The sequence below is a fragment of the Staphylococcus pseudintermedius genome (assembly GCF_001792775.2).
Classification (GTDB): domain Bacteria; phylum Bacillota; class Bacilli; order Staphylococcales; family Staphylococcaceae; genus Staphylococcus; species Staphylococcus pseudintermedius.
This window is the reverse complement of sequence record NZ_MLGE02000001.1, coordinates 52952-65026: the sequence shown is the minus strand read 5'-3', so window position 1 is coordinate 65026 and position 12075 is coordinate 52952. Positions and strand designations below refer to the sequence as shown.

Annotated in this window: 11 protein-coding genes; 7 read left to right on the top strand and 4 right to left on the bottom strand. The window is 37.5% G+C overall.

Annotation, left to right across the window (positions count from 1 at the left end; translation table 11 throughout):
• Positions 1–3 precede the first annotated feature (3 nt).
• Positions 4–1353, top strand: coding sequence for a persulfide dioxygenase-sulfurtransferase CstB (gene cstB, locus BJK46_RS00355; RefSeq protein ID WP_014614868.1), 1350 nt, complete (start codon positions 4–6; stop codon positions 1351–1353).
• A 131-nt stretch (positions 1354–1484) separates the two neighbouring features.
• Positions 1485–2045, top strand: a complete 561-nt coding sequence (locus BJK46_RS00350) for a hypothetical protein (RefSeq protein WP_014614867.1) — start codon at positions 1485–1487, stop codon at positions 2043–2045.
• Positions 2046–2170: 125 nt separating this feature from the next.
• On the opposite strand, the gene BJK46_RS00345 is transcribed toward BJK46_RS00350, so the two are convergent.
• On the bottom strand, positions 2171–2926 hold the full coding sequence (locus BJK46_RS00345) for a MurR/RpiR family transcriptional regulator (RefSeq protein WP_014614866.1): 756 nt from the start codon (positions 2924–2926) through the stop codon (positions 2171–2173).
• A gap of 268 nt (positions 2927–3194) precedes the next feature.
• On the opposite strand from BJK46_RS00345, the gene BJK46_RS00340 reads away from it, so the two are divergent.
• Together BJK46_RS00340 and BJK46_RS00335 are read left to right on the top strand one after the other, a co-directional pair.
• Complete coding sequence (locus tag BJK46_RS00340; protein ID WP_041613302.1) at positions 3195–4781, top strand: alpha-glucoside-specific PTS transporter subunit IIBC; 1587 nt, start codon at positions 3195–3197, stop codon at positions 4779–4781.
• Positions 4782–6107, top strand: coding sequence for a 6-phospho-alpha-glucosidase (locus BJK46_RS00335; RefSeq protein ID WP_014614864.1), 1326 nt, complete (start codon positions 4782–4784; stop codon positions 6105–6107). It abuts the gene before it with no gap.
• Between the two features lie 90 nt (positions 6108–6197).
• On the opposite strand, the gene BJK46_RS00330 is transcribed toward BJK46_RS00335, so the two are convergent.
• On the bottom strand, positions 6198–7058 hold the full coding sequence (locus BJK46_RS00330) for an oxidoreductase (RefSeq protein WP_103263425.1): 861 nt from the start codon (positions 7056–7058) through the stop codon (positions 6198–6200).
• 251 nt (positions 7059–7309) lie between these two features.
• On the opposite strand from BJK46_RS00330, the gene panB reads away from it, so the two are divergent.
• From panB to panD, 3 genes are read left to right on the top strand one after another with little or no spacing between them, the layout of a single operon-like run.
• Complete coding sequence (gene panB, locus BJK46_RS00325) at positions 7310–8122, top strand: 3-methyl-2-oxobutanoate hydroxymethyltransferase (RefSeq protein ID WP_015728554.1); 813 nt, start codon at positions 7310–7312, stop codon at positions 8120–8122.
• Positions 8119–8979, top strand: coding sequence for a pantoate--beta-alanine ligase (gene panC / locus BJK46_RS00320; protein ID WP_015728555.1), 861 nt, complete (start codon positions 8119–8121; stop codon positions 8977–8979). Before panB ends, panC begins: the two co-directional genes overlap by 4 nt.
• Positions 8976–9359 (top strand): aspartate 1-decarboxylase, encoded by a 384-nt coding sequence (panD, locus tag BJK46_RS00315; protein WP_014614860.1) that lies wholly within the window; start codon positions 8976–8978, stop codon positions 9357–9359. Before panC ends, panD begins: the two co-directional genes overlap by 4 nt.
• A gap of 117 nt (positions 9360–9476) precedes the next feature.
• On the opposite strand, the gene BJK46_RS00310 is transcribed toward panD, so the two are convergent.
• Complete coding sequence (locus BJK46_RS00310; RefSeq protein ID WP_103263609.1) at positions 9477–10181, bottom strand: exotoxin SpEX; 705 nt, start codon at positions 10179–10181, stop codon at positions 9477–9479.
• A gap of 193 nt (positions 10182–10374) precedes the next feature.
• Complete coding sequence (locus BJK46_RS00305) at positions 10375–11883, bottom strand: coagulase domain-containing protein (RefSeq protein ID WP_103263608.1); 1509 nt, start codon at positions 11881–11883, stop codon at positions 10375–10377.
• Positions 11884–12075: the final 192 nt, after the last annotated feature.

Here is a 12075-nt window from a genome sequence, read left to right as displayed (position 1 = left end):
GATATGTATTTCAAACAATTTTACAATGAACATTTGTCACAAGCCTCTTATTTAATTGGATGTCAACGTACAGGAGAGGCGATGATTATCGATCCAGTCAGAGACCTGTCAGAATATATTAAAACGGCAGAAAAAGAAGGGTTGCGTATTGATTATGCCACTGAAACACATATTCATGCTGACTTTGCTTCTGGTATACGCGATGCAGCGGAAAAATTAAATGCGACCATCTTTATTTCAGGTGAAGGAAATGAATCTTTAGGATACCGTAATATTCCTGAACAGGCAAAGTTCGTTAAAGATGGCGATGTCATTCAAGTGGGTTACATTAAAATCGAGGTATTACACACGCCTGGACATACCCCTGAGAGCATTAGCTTTTTATTGACAGATGAAGGTGCAGGTGCAACACAACCGATGGGACTATTTACAGGAGACTTTATTTTTGTGGGAGACATCGGTAGACCTGATTTATTAGAAAAAGCGGTACAAATCGAAGGGTCTACAGCAGTGGGTGCCAAGCAAATGTATCAATCTATAGCTCGTGTACGTAAATTGCCAGACTTTATTCAAATCTGGCCAGGACATGGTGCAGGCAGTCCATGCGGTAAATCGTTAGGTGCAATTCCTATGACAACATTAGGTTATGAAAAACAAAATAACTGGGCATTTAATCAACCAGATGAAGATACATTTATTACAACTTTAACAACAAATCAACCCGAACCCCCTAAACATTTTGCACAAATGAAACAAATGAATCAATATGGAGGTGCACGCTATGAGCCTTATCTTGTGAGCCCTTCTTATAGTGAAGACCGAATGATGATTGATTTACGTAGTGCGCATGCATTTCATGGTGGTCATGTGGTAGGTGCGATTAATATTCCGTATAATCAAAACTTTATTAATCAAATAGGATGGTATCTAGATTATGATGCATCGATTGATTTAATTGGTGATAAACAAGTGGTTGATCGTGCAACGAAAACATTGCAATTGATTGGCTATGATAATGTAGCAGGCTATAAGCAACCTCAAGGCAGTATCGTAACACAACATGTGCATAGTAAAGATTTTATAGGAGACGAAGAACACGTTTTAGATGTTCGAACAGACCAAGAGTGGCATAATGGACATTTACCACAAGCAGTGCATGTGCCACATGGTCAACTAAAGGATGCAACTTTACCTTTCAATAAAGAAGATGAAATTTATGTCCATTGCCAATCAGGTGTGAGAAGTTCTATTGCTGTAGGTCTACTAGAGGCAAAAGGTTATCAAAATGTAATCAATATTCGTGAAGGCTACATTGCTTTTTCGGATGAAACGAAAAATAAAATGGTGAAGTAGATAGAATCACTACAACATAGTAGGATAATGCCCTCCGTACGCGCTTGGTAATAGTTGATATCCTCAGTTTAAAACGGTCTTTAACGTGGAATAAGTTTAAAATAAAATTGATTTATTAGAGGTGTATCGAGATGATTAATATCATTTCTGCGATAGGTTCGATTGGTACGTTTATTATGGCATTATTCTATTTTATCTCTGTATCAATACAGTTGTACCAAATGAAAATGAGTTTTTTACCCGCACTCGGATTTAACCAAATTTTGATGACGCGTGATGGAGAAAAGTTAAAATTAAGAAATACATCAGCACATCAAACAGAAGATGCTCAATGGGGCGAGGATTATTTGAAATTATTTAACCTTGGTGCGGGTGCGGCTAAACAAATCAAGATAGAAGTGTACTTGGATGAAGAAAACGTGTTACAGAGCAAGTATGTCAGTATTTTACCGAGCAAAGAAAGTTATCTTCTACCGATTAACAAGGACGTATTTGACGAATTAGATCGTACTATTGAAAATAATGGCTATGAATCGAACCTCCAAATTAAAATTCAATATCAACATAACGTCAGTCGAAAAGTACAAACGCTCTACTTACAAGGGCATATTGATAGCTTCAATCGTTACGATGAAAGCTCTGTCTATGAATTACAATTTATACAACCAGAAAATCAAAACACAAAAGCATAGTTTGATATGTGCAAGGGTAGTGCGTCCACTGTGGTGGCATACCCTTGTTTTTTAATGGATTCAAACAGCACCAACATTGTTAAATCACAAACGACAGCATAGATTTAGCTACTGCAGTATTTAAATTAATGTGGTTGCTTTAACTTCCAAGTGCTATATTTTCTCAAAATCATATCAAAGGCGAGATGGAAAGTGACGAAACTAGAGTTGTCAACTTGATTGAACAAACGGAAAGGTGTGCTATGAACATAGATGTTAAACGTTGCATGTTGCGCTAACGAATTGTCTTGAAGTGTCGTCACACTAATATAGGAAAGTTCTCGTGCTTTAATAGATTTGATGACTTCTTCAAAACGTGTAGTATCACCGGAAAGCGAAATAATAATGAGCAATTCACATGGCGACATCATATCGAGCGCATGTAAAAGTTCTAATTCATTTTTCAAGACGACAGATTTTTTGTGCAATGCGAGAATTTGACGTTGTACATCTTGTGCGACGGATTGTTGTGCTGTGCCTGTCCCATAAATATAAATAAAAGGCGCTTCATCAATACGTTGGTTAAGGCTCGAAAAGTCGATGTGATTGAGATGCTTCATCGTTTGTTGAATATCGTGTTCAAGTAATGCAATAGTATCTTGTGGTAATGCTTCCTTTTGATAGTTGAGTTTAATATACGTTTTTAATTCGCTATAGCCATCAAACCCTAATTTACGGCAAAGACGATGAATGGACGAAATGGAAGTGTGTGCGACTAAAGCTAAGTCTTGAATTTTCATCTTCTTCATAGCATCAATATGGTCATGAACGGTTTTGATAATATGTAAATCATTGTCGTTCAACTGGTCATAGTTTGCATTTACAAATCGATCTAATAGCACCTTCAACGCCTCCTGAAAATATTTTCATCAATTGTAAATATAACCCAATCGTACTATGTGCTTCCAAAAAGTGTCAAATGCATTCCAAAATGTAAGCGCTTCAATTATATTGAGGCTAGATGAAATGCATCGTTTGTCGACACAGTTCATCAAATGAAAAAGATTAGAATGATTAAAAGTAATTCAGAGTAGTCACGCGTGTTTAATCATAACAGCGCGATATCGGTTCGCACAGAAATCTTCTAATCTGATGGAGGGATTTTTGCTCATGAATGCAATCAAACGTTTTGGGAGTGCGATGATTGTTCCTGTTATTCTATTTGCGTTTTTCGGTATTGTTGTTGGGTTAGCGACACTATTTAAAAACGAAAATATTATGGGGAGCATTGCAGCAAAAGGAACAACGTGGTTTAACATTTGGAGTGTGGTTGAGAGTGGGGGTTGGACCATCTTCACCCACATGGAGTTAGCTTTTGTGATTGGTTTGCCTATCTCATTAGCGAAAAAAGCACAAGGGCGTGCAACTTTAGCAGCATTGATGATTTATCTCGTATTTAATAATTTCATCAATGCATTACTGACGATTTGGCCGGATGTGTTTGGGGTTGATTTAAGTAAAGGGGTCGAAAATGTTACGGGTGTTAAAACGATTGCAGGTATCCCGACATTAGATACAAGTATTATCGGTGCCATTTTGATCTCAGCGATTGCGATTTGGATACATAACCGTTTTTATGATCAAAAGTTGCCTGAGATGTTAGGGATTTTCCAAGGGCTTACATTTGTTGTCATGATTGGTTTCTTTTTGATGATTCCAGTTGCAATTGTCACAGCATTTGTATGGCCATACGTCCAAGTAGGGATTAAATCATTACAAGGTGTGATGTTACATTCAGGGCTCATCGGTGTATGGTTATTCCACTTTTTAGAGCGTATTTTAATACCAACTGGGTTACATCATTTCATTTATACCCCATTTGAGTTTGGGCCAACTGCGGTAGATGGTGGTTTGAGACCTTATTGGATTCATCATCTTAATGAATTTTCTAACTCAACGAAAGCATTAAAAGAACTCTATCCATATGGTTTCTTATTACAAGGAAATATCAAAATGTTTGGATTGCTTGGTGTCGCTTTAGCAATGGTGTTCTCAACACCAAAAGCGAATAGAAAGAAAGTCATCGCATTGGTTGTACCAGCTTCATTAACTGCAATATTTGCTGGCATTACAGAGCCATTAGAGTTCACATTCTTATTCATTGCACCATATTTATTCGCGATTCATGCAGTATTAGGCGCAACAATGGTGACATTAATGAATGCGTTCGGTGTCGTTGGTCTGATGGGTGGTGGCTTGATTGAAATTGCTGCGACGAACTGGATTCCATTATTCGGTAATCATGCGAGTGTATATATCGCACAATTCATTATCGGCTTTATTTTCACAGGTATTTATTTTGTGACTTTCAAATATTTAATTGAAAAGTTTGATATTCCAATTCCAGGACGTAAAGGTGATGAAGGTGCTAAGTTGTTTACGAAAAAAGATTATCAACAAAAGCAAAGTGCGTCCAAAAAAGCATTAGTTGAAAATGAATATGACCAAAAAGCGATTTATTATTTAGAAGGTCTCGGTGGCAAAGACAACATTGTTGATGTGACGAACTGTGCAACACGTTTACGTTTAACTGTTAAAGATCCAAATTTAGTGAGAGAAAGTGACTACTTTACACATGAACAAATGGCCCATGGATTAGTGAAGAGTGGGCGTAGTATTCAAGTGATTGTTGGCATGAGTGTGCCACAAGTCAGGGATTACTTTGAAGAAAAGTTGGAAAAAGAGGAGGAAGTATAAATGAAGAAGTTTAATATTACAATTGCAGGTGGCGGAAGTACGTTTACACCGGGGATTATTATGATGTTATTGGATTATTTAGACGAGTTTCCAATTGATACCATCAAACTTTATGATAATGATGAAGCCCGTCAAAAAACGATTGCAGACGCATGTGAAATCATTTTGAAAGAGCGTGCACCAGAAATGAAACTGATTGCCAGTGTGGATCCAGAAGAAGCATTTACGAATGTAGATTTTGTGATGGCACACATTCGAGTAGGTAAATATGCGATGCGTGAATTGGATGAAAAGATTCCATTACGCCATGGTGTCGTCGGTCAAGAAACTTGCGGACCTGGTGGTATTGCATACGGGATGCGTTCTATTCCAGGTGTGCTTGAATTGGTTGACTTTATGGAAAAGTATTCTCCAGATGCGTGGATGCTCAATTACTCAAACCCTGCAGCCATTGTAGCTGAGGCAACACGTAAATTACGTCCGAATTCTAAAATATTGAACATTTGCGATATGCCGATTGGAATTGAAGAACTGATTGCGAAAAATTTAGGACTTGAATCTCGTAAAGAGTTTGAAGTGAATTATTACGGTTTAAACCACTTTGGATGGTGGACAGATATTCGCGATAAAAAAGGTAATTCTTTAATGCCTGAAGTAATTCGTCATGTCAGTGAGCATGGTTATGCGACAGATGGTAGTTCTGAATTAGAAAAGCAAGAGAGCTGGAACAATACACTTAAAAAAGCGCGTGACGTTCAAGCGTTAGATCCGCAAACAATCCCGAATACGTATTTGAAATATTACTTCTTCCCAACGCAAGAAGTAGAACATTCGAATCCAGAATATACACGTGCGAATGAAGTCATGGATGGGCGTGAAAAGTTTATCTTTACGCAATGTCAAAATATCATCGACAAAGGCACAGCGAAAGACACGGAATTAACGGTTGATGAGCACGCGTCATACATTGTAGACCTTGCAAAAGCAATCGCATACAATACGAAAGAGCGTATGTTGATGATCGTTGAAAACCAAGGCGCAATTATTAACTTTGATCCAACAGCCATGGTAGAAGTGCCTTGTATTGTAGGTAGCAATGGTCCAGAAAAGTTAGTCGTTGGCGAAATTCCACGCTTCCAAAAAGCATTAATGGAACAACAAGTCGGTGTGGAAAAACTTGTTGTAGAAGCATATGAAGAAGCATCATATCAAAAACTATGGCAAGCGATAACTTTATCAAAAACAGTACCGAATGCAGCAGTAGCAAAAGCGATTTTAGATGATTTAATTGAAGCGAACAAAGCGTACTGGCCAGAGTTGAAATAAGCATAAAGAAGGAAGTCCGGGGAGCGTGAATTTTCTCAGACTTCCTTATTCAAATTTTCCAATCCAAGTATTGTAACTACTTACTTTTCACTATAACCTACTTTGATTTTGATAGGCGAGCAAGGTGTAAATGGTCTCCAAATGTGGTGTGTCCAATTGATGGGCTTTGGCACGTCGATAAATGTAACCTTGTATCGCTTCTACTTCTAAAGGATGTTGATTCATCGTATCGTAATACATGCTCGTCCCCATTTCATCAGGATAGCCTGCATAAATATTCATGATTGATGTGACGAAATCCGTATTGAAATGTATCCCTTCTGCACGTGCCACTTGTTCGCCTTCTATTAACAATTGGTGGCAAAGTTCAGCCATCCGTTCATCTTTAAGGACACGGGCAGTATCGCGTCCGAGTGCAGTGACAGTATTAATACCAAGGTTGACAATTAATTTATACCAAATCGCTTGTTGAATATAAGGCTCCAACACGAGTTCTAACTTTGTTGCTGAAAATGCTTGTGCGAGTTGTTCTGTGACGGCATCAGATTGGAGATGTAGTTTGTAGTCTCTGAAGTGCGTCACATGGCTGTCTTTTTTCTGACCACTGATATAAACAACCGCTTGATAGGCGCGATAATCTTTCAATTGTTCAAGCATACCATAGCCATTTTGTGCAAGAATAAGGGTGGTTTTGTCGTGTGTGAGTTCGGGTAGTTTGGCAATCACATTCGCCAATTGATGTGTTTTCACGGCGATAAAAATTAAATCAAACGGTTCTGTCGCTTCTTGGAGTGCATTCACGGAAAGTGTACGAGTTGTCTGATCTACATAATCTTCAAATGTTAAAGTTTGAGCACGACGTCCGACCAGTGTGACTTCGTATTCATCGGATAGGGCGACTGCAATAGATGTTCCTACTGCACCTGGACCAATAACAGCAATTCGAGTCATTGGAGATCACCTTTCTTCTAATTAATTTAAGTATTTTTGTTCCACATATGAATATGCTTTAATTTATTATGTTTTGGAAAAGTTGTAAAGTGTAGATAAACGATAAATGAGAAGTATATGTGATTAATAGAAGTGAATGTTCAAATACTTTTCATAATTAAAGGAAGCGTTCTGCAAAAATAAAAAAATCAATGGAAAATTCAAGTGACTTGATTTACTATTGATATAATAAAAATTAAAGGGTGAAAGAATTGAAAACTTTAAATCATATTCAGCAAATGAAGCGTGACGGTGAAAAAATTTCAATGGTGACCGCTTATGATTACCCAAGTGCGAAACAAGTTGAAGCGGCTAATATCGATATGATTCTAGTGGGTGATTCACTAGGTATGACGGTATTAGGCTATGACAGCACAGTCGATGTGACACTTGAAGATATGTTGCATCATAGCCGTGCTGTTCGTCGTGGTGCCCCAGACACGTTTGTGGTTGTCGATATGCCATTTGGTTCAGTAGGTATCGATGCTAAAACAGATATTGAAAATGCGATTCGTCTTTATAGAGAAAGTCGTGGAAATGCTTTAAAAGTAGAAGGTGCACATGTGACTGACTTTATGACACAAGCAACACAAATGGGGATTCCGATTGTTGCACATCTCGGTTTGACACCTCAAAGTGTTGGCGTATTGGGTTATAAGATGCAAGGTACAACGAAAGAAGCGGCACAACAACTGATTGAAGATGCTCAGGCAGTTGAACGTGCAGGTGCGATTGCATTAGTGCTTGAAGCGATTCCGAGTGATCTCGCCCAAGTCATTTCAGAAAAATTAACAATTCCAGTGATTGGTATCGGCGCTGGTAAAGGAACAGATGGCCAAGTGTTGGTTTATCACGATATGCTCAATTATGGCGTGGATCGTCATGCGAAATTCGTGAAACAGTACTGTGACCTCTCAATCGGTATCGCTGCGTTAGAAAAATATAATGAAGAAGTGAAAACAGGTGTATTTCCATCTGAAGCATACACTTATAAAAAGCAAATTATGGATGAGGTAGACGCATGACACAACGTATAACATCAATTCAAGAAATGCAACAACTCTCAAGACAATTTCATCGTGAAGGCAAGTCAATCGGTTTTGTACCGACAATGGGAGCGTTACATGATGGTCATTTAACGATGATGCGTCAATCAACAGAGGACAATGACATCACCGTCATCAGTGTCTTTGTTAACCCATTACAATTCGGTCCAAATGAAGATTTTGATGCCTATCCTCGTCAAATTGATGAAGATGAGGCGATGGTCAGTCAAATCGATGTGGATTACGTCTTTTATCCCTCAGTAGAAGAAATGTACCCAGGTGAAATCGGCACTCATGTAACAGTGGGGCGTTTAGCAAAAGTATTAGAAGGTGCGCTACGTCCAGGCCATTTTGATGGTGTAGTAACAGTAGTCAATAAGTTGTTTAACATTGTTCAACCTGATGTCGCATACTTCGGTAAAAAAGACGCCCAACAACTCGCAATTGTCGAACAAATGGTCCGCGATTTTAACCACCCCGTTAAAATTGTCGGTGTCGATATTGTGCGTGAAGCGGATGGATTAGCGAAAAGTTCAAGAAATGTTTATTTAACAGTGGAAGAACGACAAGAAGCTGTCCATTTACGTCAAAGTTTAGCACTCGCACAGTCGTTGTATGATGCGGGTGAGCGCGAAAGTAGCGTCATTATTAATAAAGTGACACAATATTTACAGACTCATACAAGTGGTCAAGTTCAAGAAGTTGCCGTATACAGTTACCCCGAATTAAGAGAGCAAGCACACATAGAAGGACGTATTTTTATATCATTAGCCGTGAAGTTTACCCAAGCACGGTTAATCGATAACATTATTATTGGAGATGAAACAGAAAAATGATAAGAACTATGATGAACGCAAAAATTCATCGTGCACGTGTCACAGAAGCCAATTTGAACTATGTCGGTAGTATTACAATCGATCAAGACATTTTAGAGGCAGTTGATATTTTGCCAAACGAAAAAGTCGCGATCGTCAACAATAATAACGGTGCACGTTTAGAAACATACGTCATTGCCGGTGAACGCGGCAGTGGTAAAATTTGTTTAAACGGTGCAGCCGCGCGTCTCGTACAAGTGGGCGATGTGGTCATTATTATGACATATGCGCAGTTAGATGAGACGGAGTTACATTCACATTCCCCTAAAGTAGCAGTCATGAATGAACATAATGAAATTGTGGAAATGATTCAAGAAAAAGAAGATACGGTGATTCTTTAAATATACAGTAAGGTAGGCTAGGATAACGTTATTCCTAGCCTGTTTTTATGAATGATACTACAAAAAAAGAGGCAACCATTTAGGGCTACCTCTTTTATCTATATCAAATAGAACTTTTTACAGATCTATCGTAATTTGTTGGATTTTATTGACATCCACCGTGTCGCTCATACGGTGTTCTTGTAACTTTTTATTTAACTCTAAAGTCATGATGTCTTTATCATTATCCCCAATTTTGATGACAATTTTTCCATTACTTGAACCGTTTTGGTATAAACCATATTCTTTCATAAGCATTTTTCGAAGTTTAAAGTCTAATTCTTTTAAAGACACTTCTTCTTTGTTAATCGAAAAGTCATTTGTGCTCATGCTTGAAGTGACTATACCACTCGTTCTATTAATCACGATATTAGGTCTTTTTACGTAATCGTGGTATGTCGCTTGGTTCGTACGAGTAATGCCCCCAATAGATTTCGTTTCGGCACTTCTATCTGTTCCCTCAGGCACCACAAAAAGATCTAAATGGTCATACCCGTTTGCTTTATCTGTATATTTTGATAAGTCATTTCCTACTAATGAAACGAACACTGCTGTTCCATGAGGTGTTACGACACTTAACTTGTTATTATCTTCTACATAACCAGTCACGTCGTTGTATTCAAAATAAGTTTTAGAGTAATAATCTTTAAGTTGTTGCGCTTCAGAGTGAACATTTTGGGCATGTGCTTCGCTAGCGAATGCGGCTGCCTGACTGTGTATCCCCCCACCTGTTGTTAAAATACCTACTGCTAAACTTACTTTTAGAATAGTTGATTGCTTCATGATGATTTTTCTCCTTAATATGTTGTCATCTATTGTTTGTCATTGAAGACTTTTTAATTATATAGAGATACTAGAGATTTTAATATTAACTAATTTTTAAATGATTATTAATTAATGTCATGGAAATTTAATAAGTAAAACCCTTATTTTGAGTTACAACTTAAAATAAGGGTTTTCTTGATTATTTGATATTTTATTGACCGTTGTAAGCTTTATTAATCATTTTGTTAAAGCGTTTTTGGTGGGCTTTGCTTAATGTGTTGACTTTTTGTTGAGCCGCCATTCGGTCTTGGTAACGATGTGTCTCAACGTACTGGTTTACTAATGCTTCTGCCTCTCTCACATGGTTACGTCGAATGGCGCGCTTTTCTCTTTCTGTGTAGCCAGATGTATCACTTTCGCTTACACCATACAAATAGCCTGACTTTTGGAAAGTAGTAGATTCATCAATATCAACGACGTGATTTTCTGTGATTATTTCAGTTTCTTCTGCTACTGGCTGAGGTGTCTCTGATTGTTGTGCCATTGAATGTGTTTGTTGTACTCCAGGTGTCGAGACTTGTTCAGATTGTACTTGTCCATTTGCCTTTGGTTCGTCGACTGTTTCAGTTGCTTGTTCACTGTTAGCAGTAGCTGATGTTTGTGTGTTACGCCCTTGAGGTACGTCGAATGTAATCTCATACTTCGTTTGTGGTACAGCAGTCATTGGTGTGTGTACGATTGTTTCAGTATGCACAGGTTGTTGTGGTGTTGCAGTTTGTGGTGCTTTGATTTCGATGCTATTAACTGATGGTTGCGCAACTTCTTGGTGACTCGGTTGAGATGGTGCGTCAGTACTTTGTTGTTTTAACACTCTAGGGTGTCTCAAACTTGCGTCATTTTTAGCATCTTGAGCATCTTGTCTAAGTTTTGCTTTCACTGCACTATCTTTTTCATTTTCCCTTGTCAAAACAGGGATTTCTTTAGGACGTGCTAAATCCGTTTCTTCAAAAAATTCATCAATGATTGTTTCCAAGTCTTCTATTTTTCGGTCTAACATCCTTTTGTTAATCGGTTTCTTTTCTTCACGTTCATAGTCTAAGTTACCAATGCTCATATCGAGTTTTTGATATAAGTTAGCCCTTGCATCTGTTTTTCTAGTAAATGTTTGACCTAACATTAACACTTGGTTTTCTAAGTCATTTAATTTTTGATCTGCTTCAGTTTGTTGTTGTTGATTAAAAGTTTTTAACTCAGGGTGTTTTTCATTCAGCTCTGTGATTTCTCGATCAAAATCACTTTTATTTTCTTTTAATGCGTTATAAATGGCTTCATATCGTTGGTGCGTTAACCCGATAACATGTTCTGGAATATCTTCGTTCTTTTGTCTTTTTCTTTCTTTAACTTTTTCGCCTTGTAAAAATTGGTTCATCGCTTCCATCTCAGCCATAAAACGTTGTTGATATTTCTTTACGGCTGCCTCATATTCTGGCTCATCATATCTTTCATGATTATAAATACTTAATGCATAAATCAAATCTTCTAAGCTCTTTTTATATTGTTCTGTAGTGACTGATGACGTACTACTCTTCTCCATAATCGATAAAGCTTTAGATGTATAAGGATTTTTCTCCCCTGAAACAATGGCAGACGCTTCTCCTCCAACTAAAAAGTGTGAAGCAAGCACAGCACTTGCGGATAAAACAAGCAATTTCTTTTTCATTAATTCTTCTCCCTTAATATGAATATATTTATAGTTACAAATTACTTTTAATCTCCCAATTAATTAATTTGTAAGCATTGATTATATATCACTTTTAAAATAAGAGAAATTAACTCGGAATTAATTGAAATTAAACAATTCTTAAAGCATTTAATAAACGGTTAAGAAATAATGTGTAAAACTTTATTTGGA